Source organism: Aeromonas sp. NJAU223 (assembly GCF_051125555.1).
Taxonomy (GTDB): domain Bacteria; phylum Pseudomonadota; class Gammaproteobacteria; order Enterobacterales; family Aeromonadaceae; genus Aeromonas; species Aeromonas veronii_G.
The window spans coordinates 1,300,404-1,317,714 of sequence record NZ_CP144204.1 but is presented as its reverse complement, the minus strand read 5'-3'; the positions used below and the strand labels follow the sequence as shown (position 1 = coordinate 1,317,714).

Sequence of the window (17,311 nt, the reverse complement as noted above, 5' to 3'; positions counted from 1 at the left end):
TTTATTCAGGGCCGCTGGCCCCGCGATTTAAGGATCCCCATGGCCACCACCCTCTATGGCATCAAGAACTGCGACACGATCAAGAAGGCCCGCAAGTGGCTGGACGAAGCCGGTGTCGAATACCGCTTCCACGATCACAGAGCCGACGGCCTGGATCCCGCCGCTCTGGATGGCTGGCTGGCGAGCCTCGGCTGGGAGGCTCTGCTCAATACCCGCGGCACCACCTTCCGCGCCTTGCCGGAGGCGGACAAGCAGGGGCTCGACGTGGCCCGTGCCCGCGCCCTGCTGCTGGCTCACCCGGCCATGATCAAGCGCCCGCTGCTGGACAAGGACGGCGAGCTGCATCTGGGTTTCAAGGCCGATCACTATCAATCCCTCTTCTCTCGTTAACTTCTTCTTTTAAGGAACGCCGATGTCGGATGTCATCGCACTGGCCAAGGATCTGATCCGCCGCCCCTCAGTAACCCCCCTGGATGAGGGGTGCCAGACCCTGATGGCGGCGCGCCTCGAGCGTCTGGGCTTCGTCATCGAGCCCATGGTGTTCGAAGACACCACCAATCTCTGGGCTCGTCGTGGCACCGAGGGCCCCCTGTTCTGCTTCGCCGGTCACACCGACGTGGTGCCGGCCGGGCCGCTGGACAAGTGGCACACCCCGCCGTTCGAGCCGACCATCCAGGACGGCATGCTCTATGGCCGCGGCGCCGCCGACATGAAGGGGTCGCTGGCCGCCATGGTGGTGGCCACCGAGCGCTTCGTCGCGGCCCATCCCGATCATGCGGGCTCCATCGCGTTTCTCATCACCTCCGATGAAGAGGGGCCCTTCATCAACGGCACCGTGCGGGTGATCGAAACGCTGGAGGCGAGAGACGAGAAGATCCGCTGGTGCATCGTCGGCGAACCCTCCTCCACCAGCGAGGTAGGGGACGTGGTGAAGAACGGCCGGCGGGGCTCCATCACCGGCGATCTGCTGGTGCGCGGGGTGCAGGGCCACGTCGCCTACCCCCATCTGGCGGACAATCCCATCCATAAAGCGGCCCCGGCCCTGGCCGAGCTCGCCGCCACCGTCTGGGACGAGGGCAATGCCTACTTCCCCCCCACCAGCTTCCAGATAGCGAACATTCAGGGGGGCACCGGCGCCTCCAACGTCATCCCGGGCGAGCTGCAGGTGCAGTTCAACTTCCGCTTCAGCACCGAGCTCACCGATCAGGATATCCGCGAGCGGGTCGAGGCTCTGCTGAACCGCCACGGGCTGGATTTTGAACTGAAATGGACCCTCTCCGGCCAGCCCTTCCTGACCGACACCGGCGCCCTGCTGGACGCGGCGGTGGCGGCCATCGAGCAGGTCAACGGTCAGCAACCTGCCCTGCTCACCACGGGGGGAACGTCCGATGGACGCTTCATCGCCCCCACCGGCGCCGAAGTCATCGAGCTGGGTCCCGTCAACGCCACCATCCACAAGGTGAACGAGTGCGTGAAGGCCGAGGATCTGGATCTGCTGGCAGACATGTACCAAGGGGTGCTGGCGCGCCTGCTGGCCTCATGACCAAGCCACACCGACCGGGCTGGCTGTGGGCCGGCCCGGCTTGCCATCTCATCACAAAGGAGCGGACATGACCCAGGATCAACTGCTGGGGCTGGACGACAGTCACCTGACCCTGCTGGGGCGCGGTCCCCACCGCCTCACCGTCGCCACCGCGGCGGCCTTCAACGACATGCAGGTGGCCGCCGCCTACGAGGGCCACAACCTGCAACCCGCCTCCAGCTGGCGCGGTTTCGAACGCCAGCTCGCCATCTGGAATGGCAAGTGGCGCGGCGAGCGGCCATTGCTGGACGCCAGGGGCCAGCCGCTGGATGCACTGCAACTCGACGAGACCGAGCGGCTGCACGCCATCCTGCGCTGGAGCGCCCTGCCCGGCACCAGTCGTCACCACTGGGGGACGGATCTGGATATCTATGATCCGGACTGTCTGCCTGCGGGCACCAAGCTGGCGCTGGAACCCTGGGAATACGAGGGAAACGGCTGGTTTGGGGAGCTGAGCGCCTGGCTCGGGGATCACATGAACGACTTCGGCTTCTTCCTCCCCTATGCCCAGCTCTCTGGCGCGGGCTGCGGGGTCGCCTACGAACCCTGGCACCTGAGCTTCCGGCTGGAGTCAGCCGATCTGCAGCTGGATCCGGATGCACTGGCGCTTTGCCTGCAGCAGGCGGATATTGAAGGCAAGGAGTGCATACTGGCCCATCTGGACGAGATCCTGGCTCGTTACGTCACTCCCGGTCTCGACGCGAGGAATCACCCATGAAGACGGGGTTTATGGAAGGCCGATTGACCCGGCTCGACCAGCGCCAGGTCAGTCATGACGTCACCCCCTGTCTTAGCAAAATGAGGACGCACCCATGAGTCTGTGGTTATGGATAGGGCTGCCGCTCTTGTTCCTGCTCGGTCTGTTTCTCAACGCCATCAAGGACATGAAACAGCTCGAGAAACAGCTCCCCAAATACAGGGACAAGATCCGGGAAGTCAAAGACGACGAAGACGACTGACCCCCAGGCTCCGGGCGCCGAACGACCTCCGGAGCCCGTTTCTAGTGCCGCCCGAACCTGCCTGCCCTCTCCTTCCCGCCCCCATCCCAGCGCCAAACCAGCACCAATCGTTACTGTTTCATTTTCATTTCATTCTTGCTTCTTCACGCCTTCTTTTTGCTTAAAAACAGCACCGAAAGGTAAAAAAGTGCAAATTAATGCACGATTAAGCCACACAAGGGGACGCAAACTGCATATAATGTGCCTGTTTTGCAGCCCGCCATAAGGAGTTCGCCATTGGATGCCACCACCATCAACAGTTTCTTCTTTGTCGCAGCCTTGTTGGTGGGATGCAGTGTCCTGTTAAGTGCGCTCTCTTCCCGTATCGGCATCCCCATCCTGGTCATCTTCCTCGCCGTCGGCATGCTGGCCGGTGAGGATGGCCCCGGCGGTATCCATTTCGCCGACTACTCGGTCGCCTACCTGGTGGGCAACCTGGCGCTCGCCATCATTCTGCTGGACGGCGGCATGCGCACCCGGGTCTCGTCGTTTCGGGTCGCCCTCTGGCCCGCCCTGTCGCTCGCCACCGTCGGGGTAGCCATCACCACGGGGCTGACCGGCCTTGCCGCCGCCTGGCTGTTCGATCTGAACCTGATGCAGGGCATGCTGATCGGCGCCATCGTCGGCTCCACCGATGCGGCAGCGGTCTTCTCCCTGCTCGGCGGGCGCAGCCTGAACGAGCGGGTCAGCGCCACCCTGGAGATAGAGTCCGGCAGCAACGATCCCATGGCGGTATTTCTCACCGTCACTTTGATCGAGGTGCTGGCCACCCAGCAACAGGGGCTGGACTGGACCTTCCTGCTGCTGCAACTCGGCAAGCAGTTTGGCCTCGGGGCCGGTATCGGCCTCGCCGGTGGCTGGTTGCTGTGGCGCCTCATCAACACCGCTCGCCTGGCTCCCGGCCTCTACCCCTTGCTCACGGTGAGCGGCGGCCTGCTCATCTTCGCCCTCACCACGGCGCTCGGCGGCAGCGGCATTCTCGCCATCTACCTGACCGGCCTCTTGCTCGGCAACCTCTCCCTGCGCAGCCGCAGCACCACCTTGTCGGTGCTCGATGGCCTGACCTGGCTCAGCCAGATCGGCATGTTCCTGGTGCTGGGGCTGCTCGCCACCCCGAGCAACCTGCTACCCATCGCCCTGCCGGCGCTGGTGCTGGCCATGTGGATGATACTGTTTGCCCGCCCCATCTCGGTCTGGATTGGCCTGTTGCCGTTTAAAAACTTCGCCCCCCGGGAGCGCTGGTTCATCTCCTGGGTGGGGCTGCGCGGCGCCGTGCCCATCATTCTGGCGGTCTTCCCCATGATGGCGGGGCTGCCCAACGCCCAGCTCTACTTCAATGTCGCCTTCTTCGTGGTGCTGGTCTCCCTCATCCTGCAGGGCAGCTCGCTGCCGCTCGCCTCCCGTCTTGCGCGAGTCGAGGTACCGGCCCCTCCCTCTCCCATCAACCGCTCGGGTCTCGAGATCGATCTCGACAGCCAGTGGGAGACCTTCGTCTATCGCCTGGGCGATGAGAAGTGGTGCATCGGCTCCCCCTTGCGGGAGCTGCGCATGCCGGAAGGGACCCGCATCTGCGCCCTGTTCCGGGGCCAGGAACTGCTGCACCCCTCGGGCAGTACCCGGCTGCAGTCCGATGACATCCTCTGCGTCATCGGTCATGAGCGCGATCTCCCCGCCCTCGGCCAGCTGTTCAGCCAGGCGCCCGAGCAGGATCTGGGCCCGCGCTTCTTCGGTGACTTCCTGCTGGAGGCGGGTGCCAAGCTGGTGGATCTCGCCCCGCTCTACGGGCTGGATGTGAGCGAAGTGGCGGATCTGACCCTCGGCGACTTTATCGCCGGCCAGTTGGGCGATAATCTGGTGGTCGGTGACCACTTTGCCTGGCAAGGATTGCTCTGGACGGTGGCCGAGATGGAAGAGGGTGAGCCTCGCAAGATAGGGGTACGCTTCCTGGAAGAAGATCCGGTTTAAGACGCGAGTCTGCCCATAAAAATATGCTCAGCGAGCAGGGAGTTGCCCATGCCTTACCAAACACTGCTGTCTGGTCTTACCCCTCCCTCCCCCAGGCTCGGCCTCATTGAGGGCTTCTTTGGCAAGGCCTGGAGCTGGGACGCCCGCGCCCGCTACGCCCAGTGGCTGCCCCGCCACGGCTACGGCTTCTACCTCTATGCCCCGAAGGAAGACGGCTATCTGCGCAAGCACTGGGCCAAGCCCTGGCCTGCGGATCAGCTGGCCGCCCTCCGTCAGCTCGCCCAGCAGTGCCGTGACAACGGCCTGGCCTTCGGAGTGGGCCTGAGCCCCATGGGGGCCCATCACGATTACGATCGTCAGCGCCCGGCCCTGCTGGAGAAGGTGCGACTCATCGAAGAGGCGCTCAAACCCGACATACTGGCGGTGCTGTTTGACGACATGAAGGGCGATACTCCGGATCTCGCCCACTGGCAGCTCACCATCGCCCACGACATCGCCGCCCACACCCGCGCCAGCCGGTTGCTGTTCTGCCCCAGCTACTACTCCACGGATCCCGTGCTGGAGAAGGTGTTCGGCGCCATGCCCCCCCATTATCTGCAGGATCTGGGACAAGGGCTGGACAAGCGGTTCGACATCTTCTGGACCGGCCCCAAAGTCTGCTCAAGCGAATACCCGGCGGCGCACCTCAAGCAGGCCGCCGACTGGCTGCACCGCAAGCCTTTCCTCTGGGACAACTACCCGGTCAACGACGGTAGCAAGGCCAGCAGCTTCCTGCACCTGCGCGCCTTCGAGAACCGTACCGAGCTCGGGGACCTGGTGGCAGGCCATGCGGTCAATCCCATGAAGCAGGCGGCCCTCTCGGTGCTGCCCCTCGCCACCCTGCCCATCAGCTACAAGCTCGGCAAACAGTACGATCCGGACAAGGCGCTGCATGCCTCTCTCAACGCCACCTGCGGCCCGCAGATCTCCGCCATGATCCAGGCCGATCTGCCGCTGTTCCAGGATGTCGGCCTGAGTCTGCTCACCCAGGAGCAGCAGGATTACCTCAAGGCCCGCTACCTGCCATTCCAGGATCAGATCTGCGTGGACGAGATCCTGCGCTGGCTCGCCGGGGAATATGTGTTCGACCCGGACTGCCTGACCGACTGAGTAAGGCGCTCGCCGTTCACGAAAAAGGCCACCCTCTGCACGGCAGAGGGTGGCCTTTTTACACTGTGACATTCACCTGTCTGTCACGGCAGACTGCCAACTGGCCCCGCAGTAACCCGAGCCCATCTACATACATAAGCCATTGATTTCACGTCGAAGAATGGCCCATGGAACTGACTCGCCAGATCCGGCTCTCAACCGAAGGCCAGCCAGACGCCGACAAACAGCATCAGGGAACCCGCGATGCGGTTCATCAGGGTGACATTGCCGCTTTTCGCGAGGAAGTGGCGCAGGGTGCGACCACCGCCCGCGTAGAGCAGCAGGCAGGAAAACTCGATGACAAGGATGAGGCCCACCAGGGCGCTGATCTGGGGCACCATCGGCTTGGCCGCGTTGATGAAGGGGGGCAGCAGGGAGATCATGAAGGCCCAGCCCTTGGGATTGGCGATGGCGGTGACGAAGCCCTGCAGCGCCAACCCCAGCCGGCTTGTCTCCTGCTCCTTGGATAAATCTGCCGGAATGGCCATCTTGCCCTTGGCCTGCCACATCTGGATGCCGAGCCAGAACAGATAAGCACCGCCCACGTATTTGAAGGCCGCGAAGATGGCCGGGTAGTGCAGCATGACGGCAGCCACCCCGACCACGGAGAGTACGGACACCAGGCCGACGCCGATGAGCTCGCCCCACATCATGTGCAGGGTGCGGCGCACCCCCAGGCTCATGCCGAGGGTCATCGCCAGGGTCATGCACATGCCGGGGGTAACGGATACGAAGAAGAACGTGGGAATAAACAGCGCCAAGATAGCGGGATCAATCCAGTGGGACACACTACACCTCCATGGTAACAAGCCATCAATCTTGCCCATCGCCCCCCATACGCACAAGTAAAAACCTGAGCCGCCGCCGGATTTCAGTGATTATCACCGCCCCTCCCCCGGTTCCCCCGCGCTGATGTGCAAAACCTGGCGCAGGCCCGCACATCATGAATCCACCCGAGCCCCAGCGGGCCTCACATCAATCCGCCCTCCGGCGGTGGGGTCAGGGCAACAGCCAGGCGCGGCACAGCGGCGCTGTCGCCCTCATTCATCCCCTTTCAGCGCCATGGGCCCCCACGTTTTAAACGAGTTTTTGAATTTCAGGCTTCATTAGGGGCTGTGCTACTCAGGCAAATATGGGTATGGTAGAGGCACGTCACTGCCCCTCACAGAGAACACCATGAGCCTGAAGTTCAAGAAACCCGCTTTTATCGCCTTGGGCCTCATCGCCCTGCTCTCCGCTATCTGGCTCGATTTCTACCTGCCGGAACACACCATCGCCACCATCACCGGGGTGGAGGTGAAGCGTACCGACAAGGATGGCCCCATCAGCCAGAAGAACCCGGCCGACGGCCCCATCACCGATGTCTACTACATCTACACCGAACGCCCTGGTGAGAAGATCCGGGTGTTTCGCAATGAGGATACCCAGTGGGGCTGGCCCTTCTACTTCAAGTTCAATGCCGCGGATGTGCAGGCCAAGGCCAAGTCCATGGAATTCGAGAAGCGTCTCGCCATCATCACCTCCTACGGCTGGCGCGTGAACATGTTCTCCCTGTTCCCGAACGTCACCAAGATTGAGAGCACCCAGCCCGACGCCTCCACCTGGAGCTTCTTCCGCTGGTTCTGGTTCGGAGTCTGGGCCCTGGTGATGGGCAAGGCCGCCATTGCCACCTGGCGTTATTTCGACCGGCTCGAGGATGAGCTGTAAACCGGCCCGTCTGAGCGCGAACGACGTCAGGAATCGACCATGACAGAACCCAGCAAGACCCGCACCAGCTTCTACCGGCGCCTCTATGTCGCCTATCTGATAAGCCAGGGGACGGACACCGTCCCCGCCATCATGGCCGCCACCGGCATGCCGAGGCGCACCGCCCAGGATACCCTGACGGCGCTGGCGGAACTCGACATCCTCTGCCTGTTCGAGCAGACCGAGGGGGCTCGCCACCTGCAGGGGCACTATCGCATCAGCGACTGGGGCCCCATCAACCCCGCCTGGATTGCAGCCCAGCTCGTGACGATCAAGGGGACCCTGGGGTATCCCTGAAAAAGTCATCAGCAATAAAAGAGGGGAGCCCAGGCTCCCCTCTTTTATTTACGCCAGCGGTGCTTTGAACCCGGAATATCGAGTCGCCTCCGCCTTCAACCCACTGGAGGCGACTCGTAACCACGACCCGGACACCCGCATCTCCGAGCCCATGACCTTCTTCGCCGATGGCTGCGCCGGTTACGGCATCCAGTATCTGACCCGGGACGAGCTGAGCGCAGACGTCTTGCGCCAGTACGAACGCTATCTGGTGCTAAGCCAGGATGAGGGGCAGGATCTGCTGAGCGCGGCGCCGGAGCACAGCCCGCCGGAGGCTGGGGGTTGATAGCCCCATTGGTTAGATGAATGTATCGGATGGTTAAATTACTTGGTCAGTGTGGCAAGGCTTTCTGCCTTGCAGGTCTGTTGAATAGGTTGAACTGGTTTATTGCTCAAGTCACTTGGTTCTTGATGATCGAGATAACAACCCTAAAGGTCGTAATTCCGGCCCTAACACTTTCATATTTACAACCGATGAATCAAGTCAAGATTATTTTGTTCATTATGACAAACTAGTCAATGGCAGCTGGGGGGAGTGGAGTAGATTAAAAGAAGGCGATCAAATCGCAATAAAACCTGATAGTAGAAATACTCGGCCAGGCAAAGCCATATCAGTTATTGAAGTTCATTTCATTTCTACCTAGTCATAGAAGCAATGTCGGCGTACCACCTTTCTGAGCCAGCCATTACTCGGCTGGCTCACGATTTAACCCCCTATCCCTCCAACCAATACTCTCTTTCAATTCCCACCCCGGCTACAAAGTCGGGATCGTGGGAGACCAGCAGCAAGGTGCCCGGATAGTCGGCCAATACTTGAGTGAGCAGCTGGCGTGAAGGGTGATCCAGATGGTTGTCCGGCTCATCCAATAACAGCAGCTCTGGCTGCTGGGCCAGCACCATCAAGAGGCCCAATTTCAACCGCTCGCCACCGCTCAAGCCGTGGCTCGGTTGCAAGGCTCTGTCTCGCCGCAATCCTATACCCGCCAGCCGGGTTCTCGCCTCGCTCTCAGCCGAATCAGGCGTAGCCACCAGCAGATTGGCAAGCGGACTGAGCGTCTTGTCGATGAGGCTCAATCCCTGATCCAGACAGGCAAGCCTGCCGCTGATCCGGTAGGAACCCGACTCGGGCGCCAGCTCCCCGCGCAGCATCTTGAGCAGGCTCGATTTTCCGCTTCCGTTCTTGCCGCTGAGCAGGCAGCGATCTCCCCGCTGTAGCACCAGACTGACGCTCTGGTTATGCCAGCGCAGGTGACTGGCCGCCGTAATAGCCAGCGGCTGGGCACTGCCCGATTTGCGGGCATCGGCTCCATACTGCCACTGCATGCGCAGGGGCTGCACCGCCGCCAGCGCGGCGGCCGCATCTGCCTTGAGGCCCAGTTGCTGTTGATGACCACGCTCATGGCGATCCAGTACCTTGCCAAGAGACTTGCCCGCCTGATCCGCGTTGAAATCCAGCAGGACCTTGGCCTGAGAGCCGCGATCCCGCCGTCCCTGACTGGCGCGTTTTGCCGCCTGCTCGCGCACCCTTTGCAGCGCCTGGGCCGCCGCCTTCTCGTTGCGCGCGGCCTGATCCAGGCGCGCATGTCTGGCGGCCTGCTCCTGTGCCTGCTGCTGCAGATAGGCCTGGAATGAAAGCTGCGAGCTTTGCAGCCCCTGCTCGCTTAACTCGAACAGTTGCTGGGCCTGATTGAGCAGCCGCCGGTCGTGGCTCACCAGCAGATAACCGCCAGGGTGACGCGCCAGTTGCTGCCCGAGCCAGTCGATACCCTCGGTGTCGAGATGATTGTCAGGCTCATCCAGCAGCAGGAAGTGATCCGGGTTGGCGAAGAGCGCTAGCAGCCTTAGCCGGGTGAGTTGACCGCCACTTAGACGGGTCAGGGGTTGCTTGAGATCGACAGCCAGATTGGCCTTAGCCAGCAGCGCCGCGAGATCCTCTCGCAGGGTCCAGCGCTCTGCCAACAGATCGAAATCTCGACTGTCGATACTGCCCTGCTCGATGCGCTCAAGGGCGCCCAGGGCCTCCCCCCAGCCAATAAGGTCAGCCACCGAGCCTTCACGGTCGGGGGCGAATTGGGAAAGCCAGGCGATGGGCTGAGCCCATTCCACCTTGCCCGATACGGGGGAGCGCAAACCGGCCAACACCGCCAGCAGCAGGCTCTTGCCGATGCCATTGCGACCGATCAGGGTACAGGGCGCCTGGGGCAGGGAAAACGTGAGGGGCGCAATGCCGGGCAGATAAGGCAGTTGCAACTGTTTGATATGACATGAAATAGGGGTCATCTGTACTCCTGTGGGTCAATGCCGGAGCATCAAGCCAAGAGCCAAGCCAAATGACAGGGACGTGCGTCCACGGATACGAAGCAATGAGGAATCAACATCAACCTGTCACGGTAAAGACGCACCCGGCCTCGCAAAGCGAGGGCAAAGACGATAAGGGGTGCGGACAGGTTAAATGCGCATCGGAGGAAATACTCGGGTATCAAGGGAGCCCAGAGGCTAACCCAATGCCGGCAGCAAGGTCAACCGACACTCAAGGGGCGCTTGATTCACCTCAAAAACGGGCGAAAGCCGCCCCCATCCCGAGGGCGGCTGTTGGACATGAATAACGGCCATGACAGAGCCTTGTGCAAGGCCGCCGATAAACGACAGCCCCTGCATCACCACTCGCCGCGGGGATGACTCCTGTTTTTCGCCTCCACCATGGCGATCAGGATGGCCATGAAGCTCGATATCAACATCAGCCCCATGGCGATGGGAAACGTCACCAGGACGTAAGAGAAACGCCCGATCTCTGCCGCCGGAGAGTCCGATAGCATCATCATTGGCAGGGGGGAATACCAATAACAGGGCCAGGTAAAACATGATTCTGGCGATCGCCAGCGGCGTCTTGAGGGACTGGGTCACTATCTTTCGGTACGGCCACATGATGGTTTGCTCCCTGCACTGTGGTTTTGTTGTTGTCAGTCGGCCGCGCCCATGGGAAGTCTGCGGCCTTGCTCGTCCATGATGGTTTTCAAGCAGCCCCCTGATTAACAGCCGGGAGGGATAGGGTCAATAGGGCTTCTGTGACCCTGTCTATACCTCGATATTGATTGTCCTTATGGGGCCGGTTTTGATAGCAGAAGTGATCACCAAACCATGACCAGACAACAGCAACCACTGCCATAAAACCTGCAGGCAGCAGGTTGTGATGGGCATCCATTCGGGGTCTTGTGTCGGGAGCCAGGCTGTGATCCTGAGCTCACACCAGAAAAAGCCTTTTATGACCAAGGCGTTACCCCGGCATCAATGGTGGAAGAACCCCTCTGCCGCCAGCAGTGCAGTGCCGTAGGAGTTGTCGATGGTGCAACGCCACTGCCCATCAGGCTCTTTGCGAAACACATAGGTGGCCCGGCGGGTCTCATCGATCCAGTCACCTTGCCCGTCTGGGTAGCGCAGCCGGGTCTCCATAATTACCAGCGCATTGTCGGCCCCCTCGATCACCTCCATGGCGCCCTGAGTCACCTCAAGCTGCCCGTCAAAGTAATCCGAGATGGCCCCGAAGGCGCGGCGGATGGCGGGGATGCCGCGCACCACCATGCCGGGTTTGACCACCAGGGCGGCGTCCTCGGCGTAGAAGGCCATCAGGGCGTCGAAGTCGCGCCGGGAGATGGCGGCGTCGCAGGTTTCGATAAGCGTGCGAAGGGGATGCTGGCTCATGCTCTGCTCCTCAATCCTCTGGGTTAATCCAAGACGGTTTCAGCCTCTGGCCGAAAACAAACATCCCCCGAAGCCGGGGGATGTTTCAGGTTGCTTAACCGAGCAGGAAGGCTCTTAGCGGCGCGAATTCCGCCGGCAGGTTGTGGGACAAGAGCGGCAGCACGGCGTGCTTGGCAAGGGGCCCCGGCAGCGGCACATCCAGCCCCAGGATCGCGTCCACCGACTCCTTGAACTTGGCGGGATGGGCGGTGCAGAGGAACACCCCCACTTCGTCTTGCCCAAGCTGCTCATTCAGCAGATCCCAGGCGATGGCGCCGTGGGGCTCGCACAGGTAGTCCAGCTGGTGCAGGCGTTTGAGTGCATCCCGGGTCTGGGCATCGTCACGCATGCCTGAACCCAGGGTTTCCAGCGCCCAGCCGTTGCGGCGGCACAGCTCCTCTACCCTAGGCCAGTTGTTGGGGCGGCTCACGTCCATGGCGTTGGAGAGCGTTGCGACCGTCTGGTGCGGCTCCCACTGGCCGGATTTCAGGTAGCGCGGCACGGTATCGTTGGCGTTGGTGGCGGCCATGAAGCGCTTCACCGGCAGCCCCAGCGCCTTGGCAATCAGGCCCGCGGTCAGGTTGCCGAAGTTGCCGGACGGCACGCTGATGACCGCTTTATGGCGCTCGGATCGCGGCAGCTGGGCCACGGCTTCGAAGTAGTAGCAGACCTGGGCCAGCAGGCGGCTGATGTTGATGGAGTTGGCGGAGTTCAGGCCGATGGCCTTTTTCAGCTCCTCGTCGTCGAAGGCCTGTTTCACCAACGCCTGGCAGGCGTCGAAGTCGCCGTCGATGGCGATGGTGCGGATGTTGCCGCCCAGGGTGCAGAACAGCGCCTCCTGCAAGGGGCTGATCTTGCCCTTGGGATAGAGGATGACCACTTCTATCCCCTCCAGGCCATAGAAGGCGTGGGCTACGGCGGCGCCGGTGTCGCCGGAGGTGGCGGTCAAGATAGTGATCTTGTCGTTGGTGCGGAAGGCGGCCAGGCACTGGGCCATGAAGCGGCCGCCGAAGTCCTTGAACGCCAGGGTCGGGCCATGGAACAGCTCCAGGGCATAGGTGCCGTCTTTGAGCTTCACCAGGGGCGCCGGGAAGGTGAAGGCGGCGCTGATCAGCTCGCTGACCTTAGGCAAGGGCACCTCATCCCCCAGCAGGTGGCTGATGATGCGCGCCGAGCGCTCGGCCAGCGGCAAGTCCAGCAAGGCATCCACATCGGCCAGCGGTTCCAGTTTCTCGGGGAAGAAGAGCCCCTGTTCGCGGCCCAACCCCTGGCGCACCGCCTGGGCGAAGCTGACCTGTTCACTCTTGTCCTTGATATTGTAAAGATTCATAGCTCGCTTCCTGTTACCCGTGCCCCGGCCATGTCCAATTTACAGACCCGGGCAAATCCATCTTCGTTCTGCACGAAATGTGCGTCCATCCAATCCTTCATGCGCTCGGCCTGGGCCAGATCCTTCATCACCACGAAGACGCTGGGGCCGGAACCCGAGATGCCGGTGGCGAGCGCCCCGTTCTGGGCGGCCTGGGCCCGCACCTCGTTGAAACCCTCGATCAGGGCCGCGCGGTAGGGCTCGGCAATCACGTCTTTCAAGACGCTGGCGGCCAGCCCCTCCTGGCGGGTGTAGCTTGCATGCACGAAGGCGGCCAGCCGGCGACCATAGGTGAGGCAATCCTGGCGGCGATACTGGGCCGGCAGGATGGCGCGAGCGGCGGCGGTGGAGACCACTGTGCCCGGGTAGCAGACCACCCAGTACCACTCCTCGAACACCGGAATGCCCTGACTGATGACGCCTGCTTCTTCCACGATCAGCTGCATGCCGCCGAGATAGCAGGGGGCCACGTTGTCGTAGTGCACGGAGCCAGAGATACGTCCTTCCATCTCCCCCATCAGCAGCAGAAGATCGTGCTCACTCAGCGGGTTGTCGTGGAAGGCGTTGAGCCCCTCCAGGGCCGCCACCACGCTGCAGGCGCTGGAGCCCATGCCGGAACCCACCGGCAGGTTCTTCTCCAGCACCATTTCCAGCGGCCGCAGTGCCTTGCCCAGCTTGGCCAGCGCCTCGCCGTAACCGACCCAGCAGTCGTAGAGGATGTTCTTTTTGGGATCGTCCGGCAACTTGTGGGCATAGCGCCCCACCGCCGACAGCGCAAACGGCACCTCCGCCGCCTTGACCTGAACGCGATCCCCGAGCAGAGAGCCATCCACGGGGGCGAGCGCCGCCCCCAACACATCGAAGCCCACGCTCAGATTGGCGCTGGAGGCCGGGGCATAAGCCACTACACTGCGGCTCTGGTACATGTCTGAACTCATGCTTATAGCTCCTGCTTCCAGTTCTGGGTGCGCAGCACGTCGGCGAAGACACCGGCGGCGGTCACCTCGGTGCCCGCGCCATAGCCACGCAGCACCAGGGGGATGGGCTGGTAATAGGTGGAGAAGAAGGCGAGCGCGTTCTCCCCGTCCTTGACCTTGAACAGCGGTTCATCGGCGCCGACCGCCTTGATGGCGACCTTGCACTTGCCCCCCTCGATGGAGCCCACGTAGCGCAGCACCTTGCCTTCACGCTGGGCAGCCGCGAACTGGTCACGGAACCAGCCGTCTGCCTCCGGCAAACGGGCCATAAAGGCCTCCACATCGCCACTGACGTCAAAGCCCGGCGGCAGCGCCTGCTCCACTTCCACATCGGACAGCTCCAGCGCCATGCCGGCCTCACGGGCCAGGATCAAGAGCTTGCGGGCCACGTCCATGCCGTTCAGATCGTCGCGGGGATCCGGCTCGGTGAAGCCGTTGCCACGGGCGATGCCGGTGGCCTCGGAGAAGCTCATCCCCTCGTCCAGCTTGCCGAAGATGAAGGAGAGCGACCCGGACAGCACGCCGTCGAAGGCGCGCAGCTTGTCGCCGGCCTTGATGAGGTTCTGCAGGTTCTCGATGACCGGCAGACCGGCGCCGACGTTGGTTTCGTACAGGAACTTGCGGCGAGTCTGGCGGGCGGTGCGGCGCAGCGCCTTGTAGTAATCGAGCGAACCGGTGTTGGCCTTCTTGTTCGGGGTGACCACGTGGAAACCGGCGGCCAGGAAGTCCGCATACTGGACGGCGACCGCTTCGCTGGAGGTGCAATCGACGATCACCGGGTTGATGAGATGACTCTCTTCCACCGCTTTTTTCACCGACTCCAGGCTAAAGCTGTCCCGGGCCTCCACCAGCTGTTCACGCCAGTTGGCGAGGTTGAGACCATCCTTGTTGACCGCCATCTGGCGGCTGTTGGCGATGCCGACCACCCGCAGACCGGTGCCCTGCTCGGCCAGCACGGGTTGCTGACGGGCAATCTGATCTACCAGGGCCGCACCGACGCCGCCGACCCCGACCACGAACAGATCGATGAACTGCTGGCTGCCGAAGAAGTTCTGGTGGCAGGCCTTGATGGCTTCCGCCACCTTGCGATCCCGCACCACGGCGGAGATGGAGCGCTCGCTCGACCCCTGCGCGATGGCGACGATGTTGATGGAAGCCTGGGCCAGGGAGGTGAAGAAGCGCGCCGCCATCCCCTTGGATGTGCGCATGCCGTCCCCGATGAGGGAGATGATGGCGAGATCGGTCATGATCTCGAGGGGATCCAGCAGCTGGTTCTTGAATTCCAGTTCGAACTCGCGCTCCAGCACCTTGCGGGTCTTGTCGCAATCGTAGCTGTGGATGCAGAAGCTGACGCTGTACTCGGAGGATGACTGGGTGATGAGGACGATGCTGACCCCGGCGCGGGAGACGGCGGAGAAGATGCGGCCCGCCATGCCCACCATGCCCTTCATGCCGGGGCCGGAGACGTTGAACATGCACATGCCGGAGAGATCCGAGATGGCCTTCACTTTCAGGTCATCATCCCCCTGCTCAACCCCGATAAGCGTCCCCGGCCCTTGCGGGTTGAAGCTGTTCTTGATGAGACAGGGGATGTGGAACTGGGCCACGGGGGCGATGGTTTTCGGGTGCAGCACCTTGGCACCGAAGTAGGAGAGCTCCATCGCCTCCTTGTAGGAGAGGGTTTTGAGCAAGTAGGCGTCCGGCACCAGGCGCGGATCGCAGTTGTAGCAGCCCTCCACGTCGGTCCAGATCTCGCAGCACTCCGCATCGACGCAGGCGGCCAGCACGGCGGCGGAGTAGTCGGAGCCGTTACGGCCCAGCAGCACCGTCTCACCCTTGTCGCTGCCACCGGTGAAGCCCGGCATCAGATAGAGACAATCGGAACGCAGGCCCTTGGCGGCGAAGCGCAGGCGGGAGGCCTCGATGTCGACGTGCGCCTCCAGATAGCCGCCGTCGGTGACCAGCAACTGTTCCGGCACGATGAGATCCAGTTCGAGACCACGTACCCGCAGCAGCTCGTGCATGAAGGCGATGGAGAGGTTCTCGCCCCGGCTCAGGATGCGGGCCTGCACGTTGTCCGGGCAGAGCCCGAGCAGCCGGATGCCCTGCATCAACCGCTCGACCTGATCCAGTTCGCTGGTCAGACGGGCCAGCAGGGCCTTGTCATCCAGGGCCGGATAGGCCGCCTTGAGCCCTGCCAGCAGGCGGGAGAAGATACCGTTGATCTCGAACAGGGTACTACTGGCATCCATGCCGCGACTGGTCTGTTCTACCAGGGCCACCAGATGATTGGTCACCTTGGCCGGGGCCGACAACACCAGGGCGACCTGGGACTGACCATGGGTGTTCACCGCGATATCGGCAACCCGTAGGAAACGTTCTGCATCGGCCAGTGACGACCCGCCAAACTTCAACACTCTCATCGCTTTCTCTCCCTGTATTTTTTTGCAAACCGACCGACAAATTGACCCGAAAATCATCCAACAAAAAGGCCCGTACTGGGTGGGTACGGGCCTTTTCTGATTTCTGTGCTTGTTCGTCAGCGCATCAACCGGCCCCAGTGCCACCTGTGGTGGTACCGGTAATAATGGTGGTGGTGATGACGTTGATGAATGACTGCATGACGAACACTCTTGAACGAAGCTGGCTTTTAGCAATACCGCGCCGGGCGATGGGCTGTCAACTTAAACCGCTTCACTCCTTGCGTTCAAAACGGCGAACGAGGTCTTTGCAGAGCAGATGCAGCATATTCAGATCCCGCTGCGGCAGCATGGGCACTCGGTCCATCACCCATTGATGCAGTTTTTCATCCTGCGAAACACCGAGTTCACCGAGAATTTCTGCTGTTTTTGATTTCAGTACCCGAACCTGTCCAAGGTTATCAAAATTTTCTGCTACGGCTTCGGGCTCATCCAGCAGCGGACTCATCTCGTAGGCATACAGCATGATCGCCTGCCCCAGGTTCAGGGAGGGGTAGCTCACCTTGAGGGGCAGGTAACTGATGAGATCCACCTGGGCGAGTTGCTCGTTGGAGAGACCCGACTCCTCGCAGCCAAACACGATGGCAACCTTGTTCAACGACGGTTTGGCACGGATCTGATCGCGGATCTCGGCCGGGGTGAGGTAGTGCTGATAACGGCCACGCTGGCGGGCGGTGGTGGCAATCACCAGATCCATGTCCGCGAGGGCCGCCTCCAGGGTATCGAACGCCTCGGCCTCGGTCAGGATCTCCTGCGCCCCGTGCGCCACCCAGCCCGCCTCATCCTCTTCATGCACCCGGCTCGCCACCAGGCGCATGGCATCGAAGCCCATGGTCTTCATGGCGCGGGCGGCGGCCCCCACGTTGGCGGCGCGGGCCGGTGCCACCAGTACAAAATAGAGTTTCATCGGGTTTTCTCCTGGAGGGGCCGCG

The 17,311-nt window shown here is 62.1% G+C and carries 17 protein-coding genes; 9 read left to right on the top strand and 8 right to left on the bottom strand.

Features of this window, described 5'->3' with window-relative positions; genetic code table 11:
• Window positions 1-39: 39 nt before the first annotated feature.
• The 6 genes from VZC39_RS06160 (at window position 40) to VZC39_RS06135 (ending at window position 5,694) form a co-directional block, all read left to right on the top strand.
• Window positions 40-390 carry an ArsC family reductase gene (locus tag VZC39_RS06160; protein WP_349921550.1) on the top strand — a complete coding sequence of 117 codons (351 nt, stop codon included), beginning with the start codon at window positions 40-42 and terminating at the stop codon, window positions 388-390.
• 22 nt (window positions 391-412) lie between these two features.
• Window positions 413-1,543: a succinyl-diaminopimelate desuccinylase gene (gene dapE, locus VZC39_RS06155; RefSeq protein ID WP_434666631.1), complete on the top strand. Its 1,131-nt coding sequence runs from the start codon at window positions 413-415 to the stop codon at window positions 1,541-1,543.
• 67 nt (window positions 1,544-1,610) lie between these two features.
• Complete coding sequence (locus tag VZC39_RS06150; protein WP_434666629.1) at window positions 1,611-2,300, top strand: M15 family metallopeptidase; 690 nt, start codon at window positions 1,611-1,613, stop codon at window positions 2,298-2,300.
• Window positions 2,301-2,394: 94 nt separating this feature from the next.
• Complete coding sequence (locus tag VZC39_RS06145; protein WP_005325762.1) at window positions 2,395-2,541, top strand: hypothetical protein; 147 nt, start codon at window positions 2,395-2,397, stop codon at window positions 2,539-2,541.
• 276 nt (window positions 2,542-2,817) lie between these two features.
• On the top strand, window positions 2,818-4,545 hold the full coding sequence (locus VZC39_RS06140; protein ID WP_434666625.1) for a potassium/proton antiporter: 1,728 nt from the start codon (window positions 2,818-2,820) through the stop codon (window positions 4,543-4,545).
• A 48-nt stretch (window positions 4,546-4,593) separates the two neighbouring features.
• Window positions 4,594-5,694 carry a beta-N-acetylglucosaminidase domain-containing protein gene (locus tag VZC39_RS06135; RefSeq protein ID WP_434666622.1) on the top strand — a complete coding sequence of 367 codons (1,101 nt, stop codon included), beginning with the start codon at window positions 4,594-4,596 and terminating at the stop codon, window positions 5,692-5,694.
• A 194-nt stretch (window positions 5,695-5,888) separates the two neighbouring features.
• Here VZC39_RS06135 and VZC39_RS06130 read toward each other — a convergent pair whose 3' ends face one another.
• A complete protein-coding gene (locus VZC39_RS06130; RefSeq protein WP_349921545.1) occupies window positions 5,889-6,521 on the bottom strand; it encodes a LysE family translocator in 633 nt (210 codons plus the stop codon).
• Between the two features lie 388 nt (window positions 6,522-6,909).
• Here VZC39_RS06130 and VZC39_RS06125 point away from each other — a divergent pair, with 388 nt between their 5' ends.
• The 3 genes from VZC39_RS06125 to VZC39_RS06115 all read left to right on the top strand — a co-directional run bounded on the left by VZC39_RS06125 (window position 6,910) and on the right by VZC39_RS06115 (window position 8,101).
• Complete coding sequence (locus tag VZC39_RS06125) at window positions 6,910-7,440, top strand: DUF1523 family protein (RefSeq protein WP_434666619.1); 531 nt, start codon at window positions 6,910-6,912, stop codon at window positions 7,438-7,440.
• Window positions 7,441-7,479: 39 nt separating this feature from the next.
• Window positions 7,480-7,776, top strand: coding sequence for a winged helix-turn-helix domain-containing protein (locus tag VZC39_RS06120; RefSeq protein ID WP_434666617.1), 297 nt, complete (start codon window positions 7,480-7,482; stop codon window positions 7,774-7,776).
• Window positions 7,777-7,840: 64 nt separating this feature from the next.
• Window positions 7,841-8,101 carry a hypothetical protein gene (locus tag VZC39_RS06115; protein WP_434666614.1) on the top strand — a complete coding sequence of 87 codons (261 nt, stop codon included), beginning with the start codon at window positions 7,841-7,843 and terminating at the stop codon, window positions 8,099-8,101.
• Between the two features lie 428 nt (window positions 8,102-8,529).
• Here VZC39_RS06115 and VZC39_RS06110 read toward each other — a convergent pair whose 3' ends face one another.
• The 7 genes from VZC39_RS06110 to VZC39_RS06080 form a co-directional block, all read right to left on the bottom strand.
• Window positions 8,530-10,095, bottom strand: coding sequence for an ATP-binding cassette domain-containing protein (locus VZC39_RS06110; protein WP_434666613.1), 1,566 nt, complete (start codon window positions 10,093-10,095; stop codon window positions 8,530-8,532).
• Between the two features lie 216 nt (window positions 10,096-10,311).
• Complete coding sequence (locus VZC39_RS06105) at window positions 10,312-10,719, bottom strand: hypothetical protein (protein WP_434666610.1); 408 nt, start codon at window positions 10,717-10,719, stop codon at window positions 10,312-10,314.
• Window positions 10,720-11,100: 381 nt separating this feature from the next.
• A complete protein-coding gene (locus VZC39_RS06100; protein WP_434666608.1) occupies window positions 11,101-11,514 on the bottom strand; it encodes a YybH family protein in 414 nt (137 codons plus the stop codon).
• A gap of 94 nt (window positions 11,515-11,608) precedes the next feature.
• Window positions 11,609-12,883: a threonine synthase gene (gene thrC / locus VZC39_RS06095; protein WP_434666605.1), complete on the bottom strand. Its 1,275-nt coding sequence runs from the start codon at window positions 12,881-12,883 to the stop codon at window positions 11,609-11,611.
• Complete coding sequence (gene thrB / locus VZC39_RS06090; protein ID WP_434666602.1) at window positions 12,880-13,860, bottom strand: homoserine kinase; 981 nt, start codon at window positions 13,858-13,860, stop codon at window positions 12,880-12,882. The genes thrC and thrB overlap by 4 nt, the downstream gene beginning before the upstream one ends.
• A 2-nt stretch (window positions 13,861-13,862) precedes the next feature.
• Window positions 13,863-16,322: a bifunctional aspartate kinase/homoserine dehydrogenase I gene (thrA, locus tag VZC39_RS06085; RefSeq protein WP_349921532.1), complete on the bottom strand. Its 2,460-nt coding sequence runs from the start codon at window positions 16,320-16,322 to the stop codon at window positions 13,863-13,865.
• Window positions 16,323-16,593: 271 nt separating this feature from the next.
• On the bottom strand, window positions 16,594-17,286 hold the full coding sequence (locus tag VZC39_RS06080; RefSeq protein ID WP_349921531.1) for a tRNA/rRNA methyltransferase: 693 nt from the start codon (window positions 17,284-17,286) through the stop codon (window positions 16,594-16,596).
• Window positions 17,287-17,311: the final 25 nt, after the last annotated feature.